Genomic DNA, 20,856 nt, shown 5'->3' on the forward strand with positions numbered 1-20,856 from the left:
CTCATGAGGCGAGCCAGAGGCGTCGCTCGGCTTGCGCGTAGTTGGCGGGCTGCTCCATCCACGCCTTCAGGATGTCGGAAGTCACCTCGAGCTCCTCGCACCACTTCTCGGGGTTGTCTGGCCAGATGCGGGCGCACCGAGCGACCTGCTCGGCGGTGAGGAGGAGGTTCGCGGCCCACTGGTCGGCGGCGCGTTCGTTCGGGCCGTCATCGCAGTCATGGCCGAGGGCTGCGTGCGCGAGCTCGTGAGCGAGGACGCAGCGTTCCTTGTCGGCGGTCAGGTCGTGGTTCAGGGCTATGAGCGATCGGTCGGGATACCACATGCCGGCGAAGTCCCAGTTTCTCCGCTTCCGAATGTCGATCCCGGCGAGCCAGGCCAAGTTCTCGAAGTGAAAGAGGTGCATGCCGAGAGTGTGAGGCTGACCACCGACATTGTCAGTCCGCGTCGGGGTCAAGCTCCTGCTCCGTGGCCTTCTTTTTCGCTACCTTGCGGCCCTTGTCGATCTCGTCCCAGTCTGGCTCGGCCTCCGCGCGAGGGCGGAACGGGGTCACGTTGTTGTCCAAGGCTTCCTCAACACGCCTGTTCTCCATCACGTAGATGAAGCGCGCGGATGTCATCAGGTCATCGTCGACTGCCGCTTCGGCCTCGAGCACGATCTCGCTGACGGTGGTCCCGAGGGCGACGGCGAGCGCATCCATCACGTCTATGTCCATGGGGCGCTTGCCGCGCAGCATCTTGGACAGCTGCGACTGGGACACGCCGGTGGCCGCCGCGAGCTCTGACTGGGTCACGTCGTAGCGGGCTGCCCTCCCTCGGAGGATGCCGACGATCTCACGGGCCAATTCTGTGGGTGTGTATTCCTGCACGACTCAGATCATGCCAGATCTGGACCAATTATGCGAGTGCCACCACAACTCATGCCATATGAACTACGCTATTCCACATGAACTACGAATCTCCCAGCAGCAAGGCGGCTCGATCCGTACGGGCGCTGCTCGCAGAGAAGCGTGAGTCGATCGAGAGCTTGGCTGAGGCTACAGGGATCGCTCACTCCACGCTGAAGCGACGCCTGCTCACCATCTCCCCGTTCACCATCGACGAGCTGTCGGTCATTGCAGAGCACTTCGGAGTGCGCGTCCATGACCTCCTCACTCCACCCTCCGAGCGGCTCGCGGCGGTCTAGTCATGACCACCGCAACCGCCGAGAAGTTCCTCACCACGGACGAGGCAGCAACGCTGCTCAACCTTCGCCCGGGCCTCCTGCGGGAGTGGCACTACCTCGACAAGCAAGACGGCGGCAACCGAGGGCCGAAGCCCAAGAAGTTCGGCCGCCTCGTCCGCTACCCGGTCAGCGCGATCGACGCCTGGCTCGCACAGCAAGACCACTAGACGAAAAGAGGCCCCGCAGCTGGAACTGCGAGGCCCACGGAAAGGACAACACCTTGTCGCAATCCATCGCCACCCAGCCTACCGCCCTCATGCCGTTCTCGTACGGATCGCACGCGGTCCGCACGGTGATCATCGAGGGTGAGCCGTGGTTCGTGCTCGCCGACCTCTGCACGGTGCTCAGCATCGAGTCGGTCGCTCGCGTCGCATCCCGCCTCGACGAGGGTGTGCGCTCGAAGCACACCCTTGAAACGGCCGGCGGGCGGCAAGCCATGACGATCGTCAGCGAAGCCGGCATGTACGACGTCGTCATCCGGTCAGACAAGGCCGAAGCGATCGCCTTCCGCCGTTGGATCACGAGCGAGGTGCTTCCCTCCATCCGGAAGACGGGCAGCTACGCGGTGAACCCGCCGAGCGGTGCCGAGCTCATGGCGCTCGCCGTGATCGAGGCTCAGCGCACGATCGCGGCCGGGCAGGCCCGGGTCGCGGAGCTCGAGGAGCAGGCCGCGGAGGACGAACCGAAGGTCGCGTACGTGGACACGTTCGTCGCCGATGGGGATCTGCGCCTCATGCGGAACGTCGCGAAGTCCCTCGGCGTCAGCGAGAGCCAGCTGCGCGCCGAGCTCGTGAACCACGGCTGGATCTACGTCGAGTCGTCGACCCGCTGGTCCGACTCCGAGCAGCGCAAGCTCCGCATCTTCCGCTACTCCGCCTACGCGGAGAAGCGCGACTACTTCGCCCCGGTCCCGAACCACGACGCGCCCCGGTTCAAGGGGGAGCTCATGCACACGTTGAAGGTGACGCCGGCGGGCGCGCTCGCCATCGCCCGCGCTCTGAAGTCCTGGGGTGTGGCGGCATGACCTACGTCGACTCGCCGTGGCACGCCGCCGCGCAGCTGCTCGCCCTGATCTTCGCTGTCGTCCTCATGTCGGCGGCCCTGCACCGCATCAGCGACCGCGCGACCCGCGCCCTGGACATGGCCGCGATGGCTATCGGGAAGGACGAGTACGTGACCGACTCCTACGACCGCTGGTCAGATCAGCGGCTCATCGACGAAACCGAGCAGGAGAACTGGCGGGCGGCCCGCATCGGGCAGGCCATCGAGATGCACCCGGACCTCTGGGAGGTGCCCGTGAGCCGCACGTTGTCCGTGCAGGGGCGAACGCGCGTCGAGGCGCTCGAGAACGCCGAACCGTACCGGGAGGCGTCATGAAGCGGCCCGTTCCGGAGATCTGCCTCTACTGCCGCGACCGCGTCGGCATCAAGCGGTGGATCGTGCCCGAGATCACCTACGACGACGAGGGCGAAGGCCCCGAGCACTTCAAGACACAAGACAGCGCAGAGAAGCGCATCGAGCAGTGGTTGGAAGACCACGCAACCGAGTTGGAGCCAGCATGAACACCACGACAGAACTCAAGCCGGGACGCATCGTCGTCGACGCGGATGCACCCCGCGAGGTGTGGATGGACGAGCGCGGCGTCGGCGTGACGGCGTCGGTCGCGAAGGAGATCGCGACCGGCGGACGCTCCGTCTGGGAGAAGCAGCTCGACACGATGCTGAACGGGTCGACGTGGTTCGGGAACGCGCACACCGAGCGCGGGCACCGCGACGAGGACGACCTCATCGCGCACGCCGCGACCATCGACCCCACGATCGAAGCGAACAGTGCCCTGTGGGCGCACGCCGACTCGGACGACTACCGCGCCACCCCGGACGGTGTCGGCGACGACTCGGTCGCCGAGGTGAAGTCGCTGAAGGAGGGCGACGGCTTCGGCCCGATCCCCGCCGACCACTACGCGCAGATGCAGTGGCAGATGTTCGTGCTCGGCAAGTCCCGAGCCCTCTACGTGCGCAAGCGCGACGACGGGAAGGGCGGGGTCGCTGACCTCGACGAGAAGTGGGTCGATCGCGACGACGACTACATCGAGTTCCTGAAGGAGCGGGCGGACGCGTTCATCGCGTGGCGTGACGCTGACTGCCCGGAGTTCGACGACGTCGACGACGTGCTCGGCGACCTCATCCAGGAGGCACTCGAGGCGAAGCAGGGCCTCGCGGCGCCGCAGGCCCGCGACAAGAAGGCCGCCGCCGCCCTCAAGAAGGCGCTCGAGGCTCGCTCGCACTCCGAGTACGGGGTGACGCTCACCCTGCCGCTCGGCGAGGTGAAGCTCACCGCCGCCTCCCGCGTCCTCACCCTCGACGAGGAAGCCATCCCCGACCACCTGAAAGCGAAGCGCCACGCGAAGCTCACCGCCGCGAAGACGGCCCGCGACCGCGCCGACGAGCTCGAGCAGGAACTCGTCCGCGAGTACGGCGTCACCACCCTCGGCACGTCGCAGTCGCTCCGCATCACCACCACGAGGAGCACGAAGTGAGCCAGCAGACAGCGGAGACGATCGCCGACATCGAGCGCATCGTGCTCGCCTCCGGCCAGTGCGTGCGCACCGCCGAGGTCTTGTTCTCCCAGGACGGGGCGACGTGGTCGCCGGTGTTCGCGAAGACCGACGACAACCCGGTCCCCGCGTTCATCCGAGCATCCGCGCAGCGCACCGGGACGACCGAGCCGACGGTCGTTTTCCTCTCATGGGAGGAAGCGATCCCCGCCGACGACGAGTACCACGGCCTGTGGATGCGCCGCCCGATGGCGCTCGCCGGCGCTCGCGCTCGCCGTGACGTGTACCGTCGCGCGTTCCGCGACCTCGTCGACATCGTCTCGAACCCCGCCGAGGGCGACGATCCCGACATCGAACGTGCAGCCGCGCAGCCCGCCGAGGAGGAGGCGCCGCGCGACTGGGTCGCCGAACTCACTGCGGCCGCGACACTCGACGAGCTCCGCGAGGTGCACCATGCGGCCAAGAAGGCTCGCGCGATGAAGACGCCGCAGTTCAAGGCGTGGAAGGCCCGCAAGACTGAACTCGAGGGCCGCGAAGCCGTCGACACCGAACCGGCCGCCCGCGACGCGCTCGCCGCATCCGACGCCTTGCCGGGAGCCGTCGGCGTCGCGCTGCTCGCCGCCCTCGACGAGGCGCAGGCTCGCCGCGTTCCGACGCCGCTCGACCTCATGCGGGGTCGGCGATGACCGGCTACGTGGACCCCGCGAACGGCGAGGTCGTGGAGTCGCCGATGGAGCTCGTCCCGCTGAACCTCGGCGACCTCGACGAGAACCAGATCGCGCAGCTGATCCCGACGCCCCCGCAGGCCGCGGCGGCACTCCAGAAGGCACGCTCGGTGAACTCGCGCATGCCGGGCAAGCTCGACGGTTTCCGCAAGGACCTGCAGACCACGGAGCGTGAGCTGAAGCTCGCCGTCGCGCTCGAGGTGAAGTCCCTCCGGGAGGACCACCCGAAGGCGACCCTCTCGGAGCTGCGCGAGCTCGCGACCGCTGACGACCGGGTGCAGCGGGCCCTCGACGCCCGCGACACGGCCTGGCTGCTCTTCGAGTACGCGAAGGACTGGGCGAAGTCCATCGCCGCCGACATCGAGCTGCTCCGCAGCATCAACGCAAACTTCCGGATGGAGCACCGATGAACGCCCTCGAGCAGGCAGAGAAGCGCGTCCGCGACGCTCAGGCGGACGTGGAGGCCAAGCGGCAGGTGTTCGCCGCGGCACGGGCTCGCTCGTCCGCGGTCACCCCTGGTGGCCTCGAAGACGTCGACCACGGCGTGCTGTCCGGCACCACCCGGAAGTTCAGCCAGCGGGCGAACACGCGCCGCATGAACGCCTACGACGCGGAGGCCCGCGCCGCGGGAGCCCTCGACGTCGCCGAGAAGGCCCTCGAAGCCGCCCACCGCGGCGTGGAGCTCGCCCACCAGAACGCGCCCATCGAGTACACGCGGGAGCAGCTGGAAGCCGCCACTCACGTCCGCACGTGGCGGGGCTGGGAGCGCATCGTCCGCGTCAACCGCTCGTCGGTGAAGGTGTTCCGCGCGGCGGGCGAAGACGATCTCGTGAAGCTCGCGAAGATCCTCGAGGTGCGGTGATGGCCGCGATCTCGCAGGTCGACCGGCAGCAGATGTACGCCCGCGACGTCCACCGGTGCATCCGGTGCAGCGCCGAGCAGCTGCTCACGTGCCAGCACCGCGCGGCTGTCGGCATGGGCGGATCCAAGGTTCAGCCGCGCGTCCTCGAGTGCGTCACGGCGTGCCTCGAGTGCAACATGCGCTTCGAGTCGGACCTGCAGGGCGAGGCCCTGCGCTTCGGGTGGAAGGTGCGCCGGTGGGCGAACGCCGCGGCCGTGCCGGTCTTCTACCCGCTCGAGGGGATCTGGTGCGTGCTCATCAACGACACGCGCCGACCGATCACAGAGGCCGAGGCGGTCGCGATGATGCACGCCGTCTACGGCCAGGAGCAGTACGAGAAGTGGGGATTGGCAGCATGAGCGAACTCATCGCCTTCGACACATTCGCCGGCACCGGCTGGGGCGTCGCCTGCCACTGGCTCGGCATCCGCGAGTACGGCGTGGAGCTGATGCCCGAGGCTGTCTCGACGCGGGACGCCGTCGGAATGACGACCGTCTACCGCGATGTCTGGGACGGCATTCTCGACCCCGCGAAGGTGCCAGCGCACGACATCAAGATCTCGTCGCCGCCGTGCCAGACATTCTCGGCCGCCGGAAACGGTGACGGGCGCCGTGCCCTCGGCGACGTGCTCGCCGCGGTGAAGGCGGGCGTCTACATGCGCCCGCTGGATCTCTACGAGCTCACGAAATCGCTCGACCCACGGACGGCGCTCGTGCTCACGCCGCTCGCGCACATCTACCGGGAGCGCCCGCGACTGGTCGCGCTCGAGCAGGTGCCGCAGGTGCTCCCCGTCTGGGAGGCGTACGCCGCGGTCATGCGCGAGTGGGGCTACTCCGTCGCCGTGGGCGTGCTAAACGCCGAGCAATTCGGCGTGCCGCAGACCCGCCGCCGCGCCATCCTCGTCGCTCGCCGCGACGGCCGCGAGGCTCGCCTTCCGGCACCGACGCACTCGCGCTACTACTCGCGAGACCCGAAGCGCTTAGACGACGGTGTCCTGCCCTGGATCAGCATGCCGACGCGCTCGGCATGGACGGCTTCACCGCTGAGAAGGCGATGGGAAAGGGCATGGTCGAGCGCTACGGCGAGCGGCCCGGTCGCGACGCGTCACAGCCCGCGTTCACGATCCGGGCAGCAGCCGGTGGCATGGAGCCGGGCGGGTTCATCCTGCGCTCGAACTACTCCTCGGGGTCCGGTGGCGAAGCGCCCGAGGGCAGCAAGCTGGCGCGCACGGAGCGCTCAATCAACGAACCAGCCACGACCATCACGAGCAAGGCCGGGTCGATGAGATTCGTTCGCCGCGGCCTTGAGGACCGACCAGCGCCGACCATCACGGGCGGTGGCACCGAGACGGGAGGCGCTGAGCCGATTGCGAAGCTCGCGCGCTACACGGAGTCCGAGGCATGGGTAGGTGACACGAGGCGACTCTCCATCGAGGAAGCCGCCGTGCTGCAGTCCTACCCGCAGTGGATCTTCGACCGGCCCGCTCCGACCGTCGTCGGAACGCGCCGCAGCGAGGGCGGCATGCTCATCGGGCGCCAGCTCGCCGACGGCTCGCGCCGCGACGTGGGCGGACACCAGACGAGCGTCGGCCTTCGTGAGGGGCAGCTCGAGGGCGTCCGCGTATCGGGCCAGCAGGCGGCCACACTGCAGTCGTACCCGACGCCGTTCCCGTTCCAGGGCACGAAGGGCAAGCAGTTCCTGCAGGTCGGGAACGCGGTGCCGCCGCTCATGGCGGCCGCGATCCTCGCCGAGCTCATCGCCCCACCCGAGCCGCTCGACGAGTGGCAGACGGCCTTCCTCGGGTCGACCGCCGACCACTTGGCGGTGTGAGCGATGAGCCTTCCAGAGTTCGCGATGACCTACGTCGCCTACTTCCCGGAGCACGGCGTGCTGAAGGTCGGTCGCGCGTGGATCTGGCAGCGCCTCAACGAGCTCGGCGATCTGGGCGCGCACATCATCGTGCTGCAGCGCGGCACCGACGCTTCGTGGGAGCGGGAAGCGCTGAAGGTGCTGGCCCGCTGCTTCCCGAAGGCGTTCGCCAACTACATGGACGCCGAGCCCGTCTTGGGGAAGGGCGGCAAGGGCCACACGGAGTGTTTCGCCGTCGAGGAGTACGACCTGCAGTTCGCGCTCGACAGGTGCATCGAGGGATTCGCGAGAGGGAACGAGACAGGTGAGAACGAAGCAACGAATGATCGACGCGAGCGACCTCGCGTCGCCGGAGTACGAGAGGGTGCCGGACGAGGCGAAGCCGACAGCGGTGGGCCTGTGGTTGCATCTGGACCCGCTGGGGCGGGGGCCGATGGACCCGGAGTGGATCGCGGAACGCGTCTACCCGAGGCGGGACCGGACGGTGGCAGCCGAGATGGTCTTCGAGCACCTCGTGATGCTGATCGATGCGGGCTTCCTCGCCACCTACGAAGCGGATGGCTTCGAGTGGTTGCAGCTCTCTCGGCCGTTGAAGGTCGACAAGCGGGGCGTGACGATCACGACTCCGGACCCGCCAGGGCAGTTTCCATGGACGTCCATGGCTGGGGGGAGAGAGGGCGCGAGGGAGCGAGCGAGAGCCGAGGTGCGGGCCGAGCGGGAGGCGAGCGCAGCGGGCTGGGATGCGGTGCAGCGAGACCGCAGACGCGAGGTGCGCCGCCCGGACAAGCCGTTGACGCTCAGCGCACCGCCTGCGTTCTGCCACGAGCACATGCCGGCAGGCTCCGGCGGCACCCCCTGCGGACCTTGCAGAGACACCCGCATCGTTCGCGAGGACTGGCTGAGATCCGCCATCTACGAACAGAAGCTCACGACCTTCTACGAGCAAGGAGAAGCAGATGACTGGCACGGCGCCGACCTCAACACGTTCTGAAGCTCCCGCACCGGTCCGTCTGGCCTACGTGGTGTCTCAGGACAAGGCCAACGAACTCGAGGCGGCCGCAGACCGGAAGGGTGTCGCTCCTGGCGTGCTGATGCTCATGGCCTTCGAGTGGGCGATCGCTGATCCCGTGCCGCCGTCCATCGTCGTCATCACCACCGAGCAGAGCAACGACATCGTCCGTCTCATCCGAGCGGACTTCGATAACACCACGATCGCTGACTGGGTGCACGTAGCTGTGTCCACCGTCGAGGCGATCCGAAAGGAGATGGCCTGATGGGTCGATCAGAACGAGAGGCAGCCGAGGCGCTCATGGATTACAAGGAGTGGGCCGAGACGCCGGCGGCATCCGAGTCAGAGTTCGTCGTGCGCGCCACGTTCACGAATGAGGACGTGCACACCGTCGAGGTGTACCCGGCTCGCCTGTGGGAGGAAGCGATGGAACGCGCTCAGCATGTGAACGCCTCGGCGATCCGCATGACCGAGATCTACGGCGATGCCGGGGGTGGGCGCATCTGGGCGACTCCGATGACGCGAGACCGCGCGAACGCGATGGGTGATCTCTGATGGCTGGGGACACGATCATCACTGTCGTCGGGAATCTGACCGCCGACCCGGAGCTGCGATATACGCAGAACGGCTTGGCGGTGGCAAACTTCACGATCGCCTCGACGCCGCGCATCTTCGACCGTCAGGCGAACGAGTGGAAGGACGGCGACCCGCTGTTCCTGCGCTGCTCGGTGTGGAGGGAGTGCGCGGAGCACGTCGCGTCGTCGCTCGTGAAGGGCTCTCGGGTCATCGTGCAGGGCCGCCTGAAGATGCGCCGCTACGAGACCGAGTCGGGTGAGAAGCGCACGTCGACGGAGCTCGAGGTCGAGGAGATCGGCCCGTCGCTTCGGTACGCCACGGCTCAGCTCACGAGGACGAGCGGTCAGGGCAAGGGGCAGATCTCGGGCACGGCGTCGGTCGGGCAGAAAGAGCAGCAGCGGGGCTGGTATCAGCCGGACCAGCAGCCCTCGAGCGACCAGCCCGCCGAGCCTTCACAGCAGGCGTGGGGAGGTGGCGGCAATGACTTCGACGAGCCTCCCTTCTAGGCCGAAGCGCATTCAGCGGAAGCGCACCAAGGGGTGGCGGATGCCGGAGGGTGCCGTGTATGTCGGGCGCCCGTCGCGTTACGCGAACCCCTTCCGTCTCCGCGAATCGAGGGTCGTGCGTGGGCGGGGCGGCGTGGTGCAGCTGTACCGGGTCGACGTCCCTGTTGAGTACGCGGCGCTTCGAACCGAGCGGAGCCGCGACATGTACCCGGAGGAAGCGCACAGTCTCGCGACGAACCTCTTCCGCTCGTATCTGGCCGTGACGCCAGAGTTGGACCTCGAACCGTTGCGGGGCCGGGATCTGGCGTGCTGGTGCCCGCCCGGTCTTGCGTGCCACGCCGGGGTGCTGCTGTCGCGAGCGAACAGAGCCGAGTCGTGATGCGCCCAGCAGCTTGGGCTCCGGCCGCCGTGCCTCGTGAGGGCATCAAGGGCTCGTGCAGTCGGCGGTGCTGCTGGCGGGGCCCGCATGGCTCGTGCGCGACGAACGGGTCGTGCCGGTGTCACTCGGCCGAGCACCTCGCCGAGGTCGCGCAGGCCGCGGAGGTCAGGAAGGCGCTCGAGGCCATCATCACCGCCTCAGGGCTTGGTATCGAAAACGAAGGGGAGAACGCCAATGCCAGTTGACAACATGCCGCACATCACGGCGGAGTCCGCGGATCGGACGCTGACGCTCGGGGAGTTGCGTGAGCTCGTCGAGGCGGCGGCCCTGTACCCACCGTCGACCATCGTTCGGGGTCAGATGATCCCGTTCTTCCTCCCGGATCTCGGGAACACGAAGGGTGGGCGGATCATGAAGCTCGCTCTCGACAAGCCAGAGGCGGCCCGTCGTGGCTGAGCAGGAGTACACGCCGACCGAGGCGGACCGCCTGGCTCGGATTATCAGGAGGGCCACCGGAGGTTCGCACGCGGGGTCAGCCTCCCTTGCAGAAGCCATCGCGGATTCCGGCTTCTTGCACGAGATCAGGACCGACGAGCGCGCGAAGCGACCCGACCGGGAGCAGGTGATCGAGAAGCTCGCCGAAGCGCTTGGTGAGAAGGAAGCCCTGTTCTGCACTCGCGACTGGTCGGGGTGGACCTACAACACCATGACCGCCGAGGACTTCATGGACGTATCCGGAGATGCCGAGGCGCTCGGTGAAGTCGCTGACGCCGTGCTCTCGTCGCTCGCTCTCGAACCCGAGGCCCGCGAGGAGCCGACCGTCGAGGAGTGGACGAAGCTCTTGTATGCCGAGCGCGAGCGGCAGATCGCCAAGGGGTACACCCCGGAGCATGATGCCGCGCATGGACTTCGGCACCTGCTCAACTGGGCGCTGGAGTATGCCCGTCGCGGCCGCGCTGTTGAGGCGTCGGCGCTGGTTCTGTCAGCGCTTCAGCTGCCTGCTTCGGCAGTTCGTCAGGAGCCCACCAAGCAGCTCGCGACGTACGTGCATGACATCAAGCTGGCGAGGCACATCGTCATTGACGACAACGTGACTATCGACGGCTTCGTGCTGCCGTGGTGGGTGACGCAGGATATGGCGATCGAGGATCTGACGGGCGACCCGGAGGGGTCACCTAACGCACTGCAGACGGTGAGGTTGGCTTTCTTCGCTGATCGGGTGACGGTCGATGAGGAGAAGGTGGCTGAGCTCGGCACGACGATCGCGCGCATCCCCTTCGATCGCGAGCCCCGCGAGGAGTCGGAGGACGACGAGCCGGACACGCCACTCGACGACTGCCCGGCCTGCGATACCGCCCTGAGTGATTGCTCACCGGACGAAGCGTGTTGCGAGGACTGCTCGCACACCGCCAATTGGCCGGCCTCCGAGGTGCCAGAGCTCGAGCGAGAGAAAGCTCGAGCGTGGGACACGCTGGCGCAGCATCCCATCTTCGCCGGCAGTGAGGGGCTCGCGCGTGTCCAGGCGCTGGCGATGTGGCGCAAGCTCGACAGCCTCATCGACATCCCCGCTGCCGAGGCCCGCGAGGTCACCGAGGCGAAGGTCGAGGCTCACGAGCACGACTGGCAGGGTTGGCACGACGGGTACGAGGTGTGCACCGATTGCCCCGAAGCCGCCGAGAGCGACGGGAACCACTACCGCCGAGCCGCTCGGGAGGTGTCCCGTGGCTGAGGTCGAGGTGGCGGGCGCGTTCGGTGCTCCGGAGCGTATCGACCTGGCGCCGGTGCGTCATGCGCTGTCGCAGGCTCCTGACCTGTTGCAGCACCTCGCGCACCTCGTGATCAAAGGTCGCTTCGAGGATGGCCAACCGGTTGCTCGCGATGTGCAGTCGACGCCTGGGCGGATTGCTCCGATGGATCAGATCGATGCGACGTTCGCGTGGTTGTGGGTGCTGGCTGAGAAGTGGCAGCGCCCGGGTCTGGTGTCGGTGGAGCACATGGTGCGTCGTGCTGACTCGGGGAAGGTGCTCGGCCCTCGCGGGGTGAAGGGCACTCCGGACGGCGGCGATGTGCTGCTGGTGTGGGCGCAGACCCTGGTGCACCGCATCGACGCCCAGTGGGGCGTCATCGAGGTCAGCATGGGCGACGCGAGGGTCTGGGGTCAGTACGAGGCTCGGGAGTTCGTGGAGTCCGCTGACGCGCACCTGTTGCGGCCGCTGGCGATGTGGCCCCTCGACGAGCGCGCCCCGGTGCCGGCGAGACCTCGGGAGTGCCCGACGTGCGGGGAGCGGGATGTGTGGGCGGATCTCGACTCGGTCACTGCTCTGTGCAAGTCGTGCCGGAAGACGGTCGTCGTGGAGCGGTGGGTGTCGGTGAAGGAAGCGGCGCGCATCCTCGACGTCGCCGAGCGGACGATCCGGGACTGGCTGGCTGAGGGCCTCGCATCGAAGCCGCTGGGGCGTGGTCGGTCGGTGGAGTTGGGCGCTGCTCGGGAGGTGCGCGACATGCGGGCGGCTCGGTCGATTCTGAACCTCCGATCCGCCGCGTCTTCGGTATAGGATGCACCTGTGCGATTCGTGACTGAAGAGTCGCGGACGTGAAGCCCCGGACCTGAATACAGGCCCGGGGCTTCTTGCATGCCCGGGGGGTAACGACGCCGACCCGGGGGCAGGTCATGCCGGGGCCACCTATGCGGACCCCGACCCCAAATACGTGCAGCCCCAGCTATGGGGTGTGCAACCGGTCACGCGCCCCGGGCACGAGAAGAGCGCGACTACTTCCCAACGGTGGGTGGTGTGCGGCATGGACGAAGACGACAACGAGTGCGTGGTCATCGGCAACGACTGAGCGAGGTGACGATGCCGAGCAAGACGAACGCGCACAACGCCAACGGTCACCGCCGCCGCCAGCTCGTCGACCGCATCAAGGCCACGGCCACGCACTGCGCGCTCTGCGACCTACCGCTCAACCCTGACGCTGTAACCCCAGCGCTCGACTCGACGGAGATCGACGAAGATCTTCCTCGGGTTCGTGGCGGCAACCCACTGGACCCTCGGAACACGGTCCCGATGCATCGGAGGTGCAACAGGTGGAAGTCAACGATGACCCTCGCCGAAGCACGCCAACTCCTCGCCTTGGGAGCCACCGTGCACGAGCCCCTGAACCGCGCTCAGAGACGAGCAATGCTCCAACCCTCGGTCGGGGCGTGGGAGACCGGCGCGAGCCGGTGGACGGGCACCCAGGGGGGTACACCCTCCCCTCCCGGCTAGGGCCCTCCCACAGGCATAGGGCCGATATCTCCCCGTCTTTTTCCACACGAGGTAGCGCCACAACTCAGGTGCCACTCCTGGGCCTTCTGATGGCGTTGTCGCGGGCGTACCGGCTTCGTGTGCCGGTCGCGATCATCCGTGCGATCCTGCCGCCGCATTCCACGCCGTCATTCTCGACCCCGTCAACTTCCAAGTAATCACTACGATTATGTGTGACATTCGCTAGAATGAATGCATGGACAGTCGGCGATGCGAAGTGTGCGGAGAGCGCATCAACCTCTCTCGCGTCGACGCTCGCACCTGTGGGCCGCGGTGTCGCAAGCGCCTCTCGCGGCGCGCACCCTTCCCAGGGGTCATGCTCGCCGAGGACCGTTGGATTCGGTGGGAGCTGACGCCTCGCGGTGGGAAGCTCACGAAGCTGCCGTTGCGGCTCGACGGGTCGCTCGCCTCGTCCACCGATCCGGCCTCGTGGTCTTCGTACCGCGACGCGACCGCGTCGACGGCCGGGGACGGTCTGGGATTCGTGCTCGGTGCCGGTATCGGGTGCGTGGACCTCGATGACTGCCTCGCCGATGGGATGCTCGCCGACTGGGCGCTCGCCGAGCTCGATGGGCGCCGAGCGGATGCGCTGCTCGTCGAGGTGTCGCAGTCCGGCAAGGGCCTGCACATCTTCCTGCCGATGGCCCAGGGAAAGGGCCGAGTTATCCGTGACGGAGAGCGTCACGTCGAGATCTACCCGCCCGACTCTGGACGCTTCATCGCTGTCACCGGGAGGCACTACCGGGGGTGAGTCATGTCTGACGTCGGAGGCGATGAGCCAGTCCAGCAGTCGGTGCTTGCCGCCGCCCGCCTCGATCGGGCGGCGCTGCTCTCGGCCATGCGTGACCTCATCGCGACGCAGCTTGACAAGGGCGTGGCACCGCGGGACCTGGCTTCGCTGACGAAGCGTCTCGCAGACATCTCCGAGGAGCTCGAGAAGCTGGCGACGGCCGGAGACGGTGAGGCTGCTGGTGGAATCGAGGAAGTCGAATTCAAACCCCGCGTCGTCGAGCGCCTCCCGTAGCGAGGCGTCCAAGCGGCCCCTCGACGAGGTCGCCAGGCACGTGCAGATCCCCGAGGGGATCGTGTCGACGATCTGGCCGTCGGTGCAGAAGCAGTGCGCGCGCTTCGGTGTCGGCTTTGACCAGTGGCAGGACGACCTCGGAGAGTTGATCCTCGCCCGCCGCGAGGACGGGCAGTATGCGTGCTCCGTCGGCGGCGCGGTGCTCTCCATCCCTCGTCAGACCGGCAAGACGTACACGATCGGCTGGCTCGTGTTCGCGCTGTGCACGATGCAGCCGAACATGACGGTCATCTGGACCGCGCACCGCACGCGAACGGCCAATGAGACCTTCCAGGCGATGCGGACGATGGCGAAAAAGCCGGGCGTCGCGTCGTTCATCGAAAGCGTTCGCGCCACGAACGGCGAGCAGGAAGTCGCGTTCGTCAACGGCTCCCGCATCCTCTTCGGCGCCCGCGAGCAAGGCTTCGGCCGCGGCTTCGCTGAGGTCGACGTGCTCGTGCTCGACGAGGCGCAGATCCTCACCGAGGACGCCATGTCCGACATGGTCCCGGCCACGAACGCGGCTGCGAACGGTCTCGTCATCATGATGGGGACGCCGCCTCGCCCGAAAGACCCGGGCGCAGTGTTCGCAGAGCGTCGCCGCGACGCGCTCGCCAACGACCCCGACACGCTCTTCGTGGAGTTCTCCGCGGACCGCGACGCCCAGCTCGACGACTGGGTTCAGCTCGCGAAGGCTAACCCGTCCTTCCCTCACCGCACCGGCAAGACCGCCATTCTGCGCATGCGGAAGCTCCTCGGCTCCGATGACTCGTTCCGCCGAGAGGCGTACGGCATCTGGGACGAAGTCGCCGGACTCTCGTCCCACTTCAAGCCGGGTCAATGGTCGTGCCTCTACGACCCGTTTGTGCCCGAGGGGAGCGTCGTCTTCGGCGTGAAGTTCTCCGTCGACGGAGCGCTCATCGGTGTCTGCGCCGCGGTCAAACCCCGGGAGGGACCGATCGCGGTTTCCGGCATCCGCCTCGCGTCAACGGGCGAGGGATTCTCCTGGTTCGTGGAGCTCGTCAAGGCCCAACGAGACCACCTCGTGCAGGTCGTCATCGACGGACGCTCGGGCGTCTCCGCGCTCATTGAAGCGCTCGACGACGAAGGCTTCAAGGTTCGCGTCAAGGCGAAGCTGCCGGCGAGATTCATTCGCGTGCCGACGCTCGCCGAGTACCAAGAGGCGCACGTCATCTTCGAGCGCGCCGTGCAGGACGGCGAACTCTCCCAGGACGGATCAGCCACGCTCCTCGACCAGATAAGCCACGCCGTGAAGCGCCCCATCGGGACGCAGGGCGGCTACGGCTGGGGTGGCATCGGTGAGACCGACGACGTCACCCTCCTCGACAGCGGCACGCTCGCCGTCTGGGGTGCCCGAACGACGACCCGACGGGCGAACAGAAAGGTGGTCATCGCGTGAACACAGTCCCGACGATGATGCCGACTCCCAAGGTCGAGGGTCTCCTCGAGTCAGAGCAGGATGAGCTCAACGCACTCTTCCGAGTGTGGGCGACGAAGACGCAACGCAATGCGCTCAGGGTCGAGTACTACGACGGGCACAACGCGCTCAAGGATCTCGGCATCTCGATCCCGCCGGCACTCAAGCGCGTCGATACCGTTGTGGGTTGGCCCGCCAAGGCCGTGGACACGCTCGCGACCCGCTCCATGTTCGACGGGTTCGTCACTAACGGCGAGCTCGAAGATCCGCTCGAGCTGCGCCCGCTGCTGGACGCCAATCAGTTCGACTTCCTCTACGCGCAGGCCGTCGTGTCCGAGCTAACTCACTCGGTGTCGTTCATCACGACCACCCTCGGCGGCGTCGGGGAGCCCGACGTTCTCCTTTCGCTGAGGAGCGCCGAGTTCAGCGCGGCCCTCTGGGACTTTCGGCGTCGGCGAATCCGCTCGGGTATGGCGGTCGTCGACATGAGCGTCGAGCAGCCAGTAGAGCCGACGCTCCTCACCATGTATCTCGCCGACTGGGTCATCACGTGCCAGAAGATGCAGAAGACGTGGCGCGTCGTCGACCGGCGGATGAACCCGCTCGGCCGGCCCCTCATGGAGCCGATGCCGTTCAAGCCGTCTGAGCGCCGCCCCTTCGGGCGGTCTCGGATCACCCGAGAAGTCATGGCGCTCACCGACATGGCTCAGCGGGCCGCGCTTCGCTCCGACGTGCTCATGGAGTTCAATACAGCCCCGCCCCGTTACCTCCTCGGTGGCGACGACGAGGCGTTCAAGGATTCCAAGTGGACGGCCTACATGTCGCGGTTTCTCGCGATCTCGAAGGACGAGGACGGGGAGAAGCCGGAGCTCGGGCAAATGTCTCAGCTCTCACCGCAGGGTGCGATCTCGTACTTCGAACACCTCGGCGCGCGGTTCTCAGGCGCGACCGGAATCCCGCTGTCGTCGCTCGGTATCGCGCGGGAGAACCCCGAGTCGGCGCAGGCCATGACTGCCGCGAAAGACGAGCTAGTGACCACGGCGCAGGCTATGAACCGGGTCAACCGCATCTCGCTCACGAACGTCGCACGCATGGCGTTGGCTCTGCGCGAACGAGTGCCCCTCGACCGGCTACCGCCCGAAGCCGCTGCACTGCAGGCCCGCTTCAGGAACCCGGCGCTGCCCTCCATTGTGTCGCAGTCCGACGCGATGGTGAAGCAGATCACGGCCATCCCGAAGCTCGCTGACACCGAAGTTGCCCTCGAGGAGCTCGGTTACGACGAGTCGCAGATTCGACGCATTCAGTCGGACTGGCGCCGAAACCAGGCGCCGGGGATGCTCGACCGTCTTGCCAACGCCCGGACGGTGAACGGGGGACCGAATGACGGACCGGTCGGACCTCCTCCGCTATCAGTCGGCGCTTGACGAAGCGATGAGCCTCGCGCGCGGCGACCTCGACGAGGTCGTCCGCGCGATCCTCTCGCTCCCACCGGAGCAAGCTCGGGACGAACTTCTCGCTGTCCTTCCGGGCTTCACAGAGGTCTACGGCAACGCCGTCGCAGTCGCCGCTGCCGAATGGTATGAGGACGTGCGCCGATCGTCCATCGGTGGCACGTACCGAGCGCAGCTTGGCCCGACCGCCCCGCTCGACAAGGTCGAAGCATCGACTCGGTTCGCGGCGGGGCACCTGTTCACCGACACCCCAGAGAAAACCGGGGCAGTGCTGAGCGGCGCGGTTCAGCGGTACGTGGCCTACGCGGGCCGTTCGACCGTCGCACGCAACTCGCAGATCGACCGCCGCAGGCCGCGCTTCGCGCGCGTCCCGAAGGGGGCGACGACATGCGCGTGGTGCTCGATGCTCGCCTCCCGCGGCTTCGTCTACAACTCGCGAGAATCCGCGGGGCCCGGCGACGACTTCCACGATGACTGCAACTGCCAGATCGTGCCCTCGTTCGATGCCGGAGAGGTGCACTTCGACGGGTACGACCCCGACCTGATGTACGACCGCTACCAGGCTGCGCGTGCGGCTACTGGCGTCGACTCTCCGGGACAAAAACAGATCGTCTTCGAACTGCGGCGGCTGTACCCAGACGATTTCACCGACGGCGTGCACGACCACGCCTGACCTACAAGCTCGGGGCGCCGACCGGCTCCCCGTCACATCGCCCGAGCCGCACGGCAGAGGGTGACGATCCCGCACGGGAGGAACACACAAGATGAGCGACACAACCCCGGCGCCCGCCGAGGAAGCGACACCCACCGCGCCTACCGAGGCCCCGAAGGATGCTCCTGCACAGGACACCGACTGGAAGGCCGAAGCACGCAAGTGGGAGAGCCGCGCCAAGGAGAACTCGGACGCCGCGACCAAGCTCGCGGAGATCGAGGACGCCAACAAGACCGAGATGCAACGCGCCACCGAGCGCGCCGAGGCGGCCGAGCGGGAACGCGATGCGACGAAGGCCGAGGCGGAACGCCTCCGGGTCTTCGCCAAGCACAGCATTCCCGAGGAATACCAGGATCTCGTGCTCGGCACCGGCGAGCAGCTCGAGGCCAACGCCGAGCGCATCGCGTCGCTCATCCAACCAACCATCCCCGGACCCGTCATCCAGACGGAGGGTACCCAGCCGAACACCTCGGCCGGACCCTCCGACTGGCTTCGTGACCAGTTCAAGAAGTAGAGGAGCCAGACATGGCCGTCACCAACATCATCGGGCGCCCGGAAGTTTCCGACGCGCTCCTGCCCGACCAGACCATCAACGAGATCATCCAGGAAGCGCCGGCATCGTCCGTGCTCCTGACCCGCGCGAAGCAGGTCCGCCTCTCTGCCAAGAAGGCCAAGCAGCCCGTGCTCGACTCGCTGCCCGACGCCTACTGGGTCGACGGGGACACCGGCCTCAAGCAGACCACGCAGAACGCGTGGAAGGGCACCGTGATCACGGCCGAGGAGCTCGCCGTGATCGTCCCCATCCCCGACGCCGTCATCGACGACGCCAACGTCCCCCTCTGGGACCAGATCCGCCCCCTGCTCGCCGAGGCAATCGGCAAGAAGGTCGACCAGGCGGGCCTCTTCGGCACCGACAAGCCGACATCCTGGCCCACGGCCATCGTGCCCGGTGCCATCGCGGCCGGCAACACGGTCGCGGCGGGCACAGGCGCCGACTTCGGCGTCGACGTCGCCAACCTCGCCGAGAAGGTCTCGACGGACGGCTTCGCGATCAACGGCTTCGCGTCGCGCCCCGGCCTCTCGTGGCGCCTGCGCACGCTCCGCGACACCAACGGCCAGCCGATCTACGGCTCGCCGATGACCGAGGCGCAGGCCGCGGTCCTCTACGGCTACCCGCTCGACGAGGTCCGCAACGGCGCGTGGAACTCGGCCGCCGCCGAGCTCATCGCCGCAGACTGGTCGAAGTTCGTCGTCGGCATCCGCCAGGACATCACGTACGACCTCTTCAAGGAGGGCGTGATCTCCGACTCCGACGGCAAGGTCGTCCTGAACCTGATGCAGCAGGACACGAAGGCGCTGCGCGTCGTGTTCCGCGTCGGCTTCCAGGTCGCCAACCCGCTCACGCGTCTCAACGGCACCGCCGCGACGCGCTACCCGGCCGGCGTCCTGACGCCTGCACCGTAGGGGCTGTCATGGTGCTCATGATCGGGCCCGACAACGAGGTGCTGAACATACCAGCAGGGGGCGAGCACGCGCTGCGCGCCCTCGGCTGGGAAGCCCAGGAAGCCCCGCATGCCGAGCCGCTCAACGTGCCGGACATTCCGATCGCCACGCCGGAACAGCCGACGGGCACTCCGACCGACGGCGGGGGCGGGCCTCCGATCGTTCCCGCAGCTGAACCCGGCGAAGAGCCCAAGGCCTCCGCGTCGCGCGGCGACTGGGCCCGCTACGCCGAGCAGCGCGGCATCGAACCGGGCGAGCTCACCAAGGCCGAGCTCATCGCCAAGATCGCCGAGCTCCCGAAGGAGTAGCCATGCCAGAACAGCCGTTCGCGTCCGTCACGGACCTCGAGGCGCGTTGGAAGACGCTCACCGCGGACGAAAGGACGCGGGCGGCTGTTCTGCTGGGCGACGCGTCGCAGCTGATCCTCGACGAAGTCCCGAGAGCGACCGACGCCGACCCCAAGACTCGGCAACGGATCGTCTGCGGCATCGTCAAGCGGGCTATGTCCGGCCCTGCTGATGGGGTCGGCATTACGTCCCTGCAGCAGGGAGCGGGGCCGTTCCAGGCGACGACGCAGTTCGCGAACCCGACCGGCGACCTCTACCTCACGGCCGCCGACCGGCGCGCGCTCGGTGCGAAGCGACAGAGGGCATTCGAGATTGACCTGCTCCCGCTTGGCTATGGGGGGCAGGAGTAATGCTTGATGCCTGGCGCGTCCCCGTCGTGCGCATCCGCGACGCGGAGGGGACGAAAGACCAGTACAACGAGCCCATCCCCGGCGAGCCCGTCTCAGTCGACCTGCCGCCCGCGCTGTTCGGCCCGTCCGGCACGGACCTCGCATCTGGCGCGGGGGTCGCGGCCACCGTCACGGAACCGGCGGTCTACTGGCCGGGAGAGTGGCCGGACGTACAAACCGGTGACCGCCTCATCGTGGACGGCTACGAGTGGCGGGTCGACGGAATCCCCGCCAAGTGGCCGCTCGGTCTCGCCGTCGCGCTCACAGGTACGCACAGCACAAGGAGCACGCCGTGAAGCCGAAGTTTGTGCCAAACAGAGCGGGTATCGAAGCGGCTCTCAAGTCAGAAACTGCGAAGAGCGTCGTTCGGCAGGGCGGGAACACGATAGCGAAGCGGGCCGGACCCGGGTTCGAGGTCGACGTCAAGGTCGGCACGCGCGCCCGCGCCAACGTGACCGCGAAGACAGCCGAAGCTCGACGTCGGCAATCTCGCGACCACGTCCTCGAGCGGGCTGTCGGTGGTGGCGCGTGAAGCCCCCCGATGTGAAGGCCCTGATCCTGCAGCACCTACCCGAAGTGGTGGGTGCTGTTGTCGTCTCATCCAGGCCCGACAACGGCACGAACCGCTACGTGCGGGTTCTTGCGTCAGGCGGGGACGGGCGAAGCAATCGCTTGCAGCAGACGCTGCAAGTCACTCTCGACGTCTACGCCGAGAGCACCGGTCGCGCCCACACGCTCGCGATGGACGCCGACGCGTGGATGCACGCGCTCCCGGCCTCTGCCCTCCCGATTAACCGCATTGCTGGCGCCACCACGCCGGCCGAATATCCGGACCCCGACGTGGGGCTCGCTCGCTACACGGCCACCTATCAGGTGGTCGTTCTTTGCCGCTAGGAGGCACCCACTC

Annotated in this window: 33 protein-coding genes; 31 read left to right on the forward strand and 2 right to left on the reverse strand. The window is 67.5% G+C overall.

What is annotated here, in order from left to right:
- Window position 1: 1 nt before the first annotated feature.
- Window positions 2-403, reverse strand: a complete 402-nt coding sequence (locus F8O03_RS05880) for an ImmA/IrrE family metallo-endopeptidase (RefSeq protein ID WP_151422977.1) — start codon at window positions 401-403, stop codon at window positions 2-4.
- 31 nt (window positions 404-434) lie between these two features.
- Window positions 435-866 carry a helix-turn-helix domain-containing protein gene (locus tag F8O03_RS05885; protein ID WP_151422978.1) on the reverse strand — a complete coding sequence of 144 codons (432 nt, stop codon included), beginning with the start codon at window positions 864-866 and terminating at the stop codon, window positions 435-437.
- Between the two features lie 77 nt (window positions 867-943).
- Here F8O03_RS05885 and F8O03_RS05890 point away from each other — a divergent pair, with 77 nt between their 5' ends.
- The 31 genes from F8O03_RS05890 (at window position 944) to F8O03_RS06035 (ending at window position 20,843) form a co-directional block, all read left to right on the forward strand.
- Window positions 944-1,183 carry a helix-turn-helix domain-containing protein gene (locus F8O03_RS05890; RefSeq protein WP_151422979.1) on the forward strand — a complete coding sequence of 80 codons (240 nt, stop codon included), beginning with the start codon at window positions 944-946 and terminating at the stop codon, window positions 1,181-1,183.
- Window positions 1,184-1,185: 2 nt separating this feature from the next.
- Window positions 1,186-1,389, forward strand: coding sequence for a helix-turn-helix transcriptional regulator (locus F8O03_RS18030; RefSeq protein ID WP_167516490.1), 204 nt, complete (start codon window positions 1,186-1,188; stop codon window positions 1,387-1,389).
- 53 nt (window positions 1,390-1,442) lie between these two features.
- Window positions 1,443-2,246, forward strand: coding sequence for a phage antirepressor KilAC domain-containing protein (locus F8O03_RS05895; RefSeq protein ID WP_167516491.1), 804 nt, complete (start codon window positions 1,443-1,445; stop codon window positions 2,244-2,246).
- Window positions 2,243-2,599: a hypothetical protein gene (locus F8O03_RS05900; RefSeq protein ID WP_151422981.1), complete on the forward strand. Its 357-nt coding sequence runs from the start codon at window positions 2,243-2,245 to the stop codon at window positions 2,597-2,599. Before F8O03_RS05895 ends, F8O03_RS05900 begins: the two co-directional genes overlap by 4 nt.
- Window positions 2,596-2,784 (forward strand): hypothetical protein, encoded by a 189-nt coding sequence (locus F8O03_RS05905; RefSeq protein ID WP_151422982.1) that lies wholly within the window; start codon window positions 2,596-2,598, stop codon window positions 2,782-2,784. Before F8O03_RS05900 ends, F8O03_RS05905 begins: the two co-directional genes overlap by 4 nt.
- Window positions 2,781-3,758 (forward strand): PDDEXK family nuclease, encoded by a 978-nt coding sequence (locus F8O03_RS05910; RefSeq protein WP_151422983.1) that lies wholly within the window; start codon window positions 2,781-2,783, stop codon window positions 3,756-3,758. Before F8O03_RS05905 ends, F8O03_RS05910 begins: the two co-directional genes overlap by 4 nt.
- Window positions 3,755-4,462 carry a hypothetical protein gene (locus F8O03_RS05915; RefSeq protein WP_151422984.1) on the forward strand — a complete coding sequence of 236 codons (708 nt, stop codon included), beginning with the start codon at window positions 3,755-3,757 and terminating at the stop codon, window positions 4,460-4,462. Before F8O03_RS05910 ends, F8O03_RS05915 begins: the two co-directional genes overlap by 4 nt.
- Window positions 4,459-4,911, forward strand: coding sequence for a hypothetical protein (locus F8O03_RS05920; RefSeq protein WP_151422985.1), 453 nt, complete (start codon window positions 4,459-4,461; stop codon window positions 4,909-4,911). Before F8O03_RS05915 ends, F8O03_RS05920 begins: the two co-directional genes overlap by 4 nt.
- Window positions 4,908-5,363: a hypothetical protein gene (locus F8O03_RS05925; protein WP_151422986.1), complete on the forward strand. Its 456-nt coding sequence runs from the start codon at window positions 4,908-4,910 to the stop codon at window positions 5,361-5,363. The genes F8O03_RS05920 and F8O03_RS05925 overlap by 4 nt, the downstream gene beginning before the upstream one ends.
- A complete protein-coding gene (locus tag F8O03_RS05930; RefSeq protein WP_151422987.1) occupies window positions 5,363-5,761 on the forward strand; it encodes a hypothetical protein in 399 nt (132 codons plus the stop codon). The genes F8O03_RS05925 and F8O03_RS05930 overlap by 1 nt, the downstream gene beginning before the upstream one ends.
- Complete coding sequence (locus tag F8O03_RS05935; protein ID WP_208851794.1) at window positions 5,758-6,687, forward strand: DNA cytosine methyltransferase; 930 nt, start codon at window positions 5,758-5,760, stop codon at window positions 6,685-6,687. Before F8O03_RS05930 ends, F8O03_RS05935 begins: the two co-directional genes overlap by 4 nt.
- Window positions 6,684-7,232 (forward strand): DNA cytosine methyltransferase, encoded by a 549-nt coding sequence (locus F8O03_RS05940; RefSeq protein WP_151422988.1) that lies wholly within the window; start codon window positions 6,684-6,686, stop codon window positions 7,230-7,232. Before F8O03_RS05935 ends, F8O03_RS05940 begins: the two co-directional genes overlap by 4 nt.
- Window positions 7,233-7,593: 361 nt before the next feature.
- Window positions 7,594-8,262: a hypothetical protein gene (locus F8O03_RS05945; RefSeq protein WP_151422989.1), complete on the forward strand. Its 669-nt coding sequence runs from the start codon at window positions 7,594-7,596 to the stop codon at window positions 8,260-8,262.
- Window positions 8,228-8,545, forward strand: coding sequence for a hypothetical protein (locus F8O03_RS05950; protein WP_151422990.1), 318 nt, complete (start codon window positions 8,228-8,230; stop codon window positions 8,543-8,545). The genes F8O03_RS05945 and F8O03_RS05950 overlap by 35 nt, the downstream gene beginning before the upstream one ends.
- Window positions 8,545-8,835, forward strand: a complete 291-nt coding sequence (locus F8O03_RS05955; protein ID WP_151422991.1) for a hypothetical protein — start codon at window positions 8,545-8,547, stop codon at window positions 8,833-8,835. The genes F8O03_RS05950 and F8O03_RS05955 overlap by 1 nt, the downstream gene beginning before the upstream one ends.
- A complete protein-coding gene (locus F8O03_RS05960) occupies window positions 8,835-9,362 on the forward strand; it encodes a single-stranded DNA-binding protein (RefSeq protein ID WP_151422992.1) in 528 nt (175 codons plus the stop codon). The genes F8O03_RS05955 and F8O03_RS05960 overlap by 1 nt, the downstream gene beginning before the upstream one ends.
- Window positions 9,337-9,741, forward strand: coding sequence for a DUF4326 domain-containing protein (locus tag F8O03_RS05965; RefSeq protein WP_151422993.1), 405 nt, complete (start codon window positions 9,337-9,339; stop codon window positions 9,739-9,741). Before F8O03_RS05960 ends, F8O03_RS05965 begins: the two co-directional genes overlap by 26 nt.
- 234 nt (window positions 9,742-9,975) lie before the next feature.
- On the forward strand, window positions 9,976-10,197 hold the full coding sequence (locus tag F8O03_RS05970) for a hypothetical protein (RefSeq protein WP_151422994.1): 222 nt from the start codon (window positions 9,976-9,978) through the stop codon (window positions 10,195-10,197).
- Window positions 10,190-11,470: a hypothetical protein gene (locus F8O03_RS05975; RefSeq protein WP_151422995.1), complete on the forward strand. Its 1,281-nt coding sequence runs from the start codon at window positions 10,190-10,192 to the stop codon at window positions 11,468-11,470. The genes F8O03_RS05970 and F8O03_RS05975 overlap by 8 nt, the downstream gene beginning before the upstream one ends.
- A gap of 181 nt (window positions 11,471-11,651) precedes the next feature.
- Window positions 11,652-12,296 carry a MerR family transcriptional regulator gene (locus F8O03_RS05980; RefSeq protein ID WP_151422996.1) on the forward strand — a complete coding sequence of 215 codons (645 nt, stop codon included), beginning with the start codon at window positions 11,652-11,654 and terminating at the stop codon, window positions 12,294-12,296.
- 946 nt (window positions 12,297-13,242) lie between these two features.
- Entirely contained in the window at window positions 13,243-13,797 is a 555-nt protein-coding gene (locus F8O03_RS05985; protein WP_151422997.1) for a DNA primase, read from the forward strand.
- 3 nt (window positions 13,798-13,800) lie between these two features.
- The gene (locus F8O03_RS05990; protein WP_151422998.1) at window positions 13,801-14,070 is read left to right on the forward strand and encodes a hypothetical protein; all 270 of its coding nucleotides are present in this window, start codon (window positions 13,801-13,803) and stop codon (window positions 14,068-14,070) included.
- Complete coding sequence (locus F8O03_RS05995; RefSeq protein WP_208851795.1) at window positions 14,018-15,529, forward strand: terminase large subunit domain-containing protein; 1,512 nt, start codon at window positions 14,018-14,020, stop codon at window positions 15,527-15,529. The genes F8O03_RS05990 and F8O03_RS05995 overlap by 53 nt, the downstream gene beginning before the upstream one ends.
- Entirely contained in the window at window positions 15,526-16,971 is a 1,446-nt protein-coding gene (locus F8O03_RS06000) for a phage portal protein (protein ID WP_151422999.1), read from the forward strand. Before F8O03_RS05995 ends, F8O03_RS06000 begins: the two co-directional genes overlap by 4 nt.
- A complete protein-coding gene (locus tag F8O03_RS06005; RefSeq protein WP_151423000.1) occupies window positions 16,928-17,671 on the forward strand; it encodes a VG15 protein in 744 nt (247 codons plus the stop codon). The genes F8O03_RS06000 and F8O03_RS06005 overlap by 44 nt, the downstream gene beginning before the upstream one ends.
- Before the next feature lie 91 nt (window positions 17,672-17,762).
- Window positions 17,763-18,224, forward strand: coding sequence for a hypothetical protein (locus F8O03_RS06010; RefSeq protein WP_151423001.1), 462 nt, complete (start codon window positions 17,763-17,765; stop codon window positions 18,222-18,224).
- An 11-nt stretch (window positions 18,225-18,235) separates the two neighbouring features.
- Entirely contained in the window at window positions 18,236-19,174 is a 939-nt protein-coding gene (locus F8O03_RS06015) for a phage major capsid protein (protein WP_151423002.1), read from the forward strand.
- An 8-nt stretch (window positions 19,175-19,182) separates the two neighbouring features.
- A complete protein-coding gene (locus F8O03_RS06020) occupies window positions 19,183-19,521 on the forward strand; it encodes a hypothetical protein (RefSeq protein ID WP_151423003.1) in 339 nt (112 codons plus the stop codon).
- A 2-nt stretch (window positions 19,522-19,523) separates the two neighbouring features.
- Window positions 19,524-19,910, forward strand: a complete 387-nt coding sequence (locus F8O03_RS06025) for a Gp19/Gp15/Gp42 family protein (RefSeq protein WP_151423004.1) — start codon at window positions 19,524-19,526, stop codon at window positions 19,908-19,910.
- Window positions 19,910-20,245 (forward strand): hypothetical protein, encoded by a 336-nt coding sequence (locus F8O03_RS06030; protein ID WP_151423005.1) that lies wholly within the window; start codon window positions 19,910-19,912, stop codon window positions 20,243-20,245. Before F8O03_RS06025 ends, F8O03_RS06030 begins: the two co-directional genes overlap by 1 nt.
- Window positions 20,246-20,477: 232 nt before the next feature.
- On the forward strand, window positions 20,478-20,843 hold the full coding sequence (locus F8O03_RS06035) for a hypothetical protein (RefSeq protein ID WP_151423006.1): 366 nt from the start codon (window positions 20,478-20,480) through the stop codon (window positions 20,841-20,843).
- The last annotated feature ends 13 nt before the right edge of the window (window positions 20,844-20,856 follow it).

It is taken from the genome of Pseudoclavibacter terrae (assembly GCF_008831075.1).
Classification (GTDB): domain Bacteria; phylum Actinomycetota; class Actinomycetes; order Actinomycetales; family Microbacteriaceae; genus Pseudoclavibacter; species Pseudoclavibacter terrae.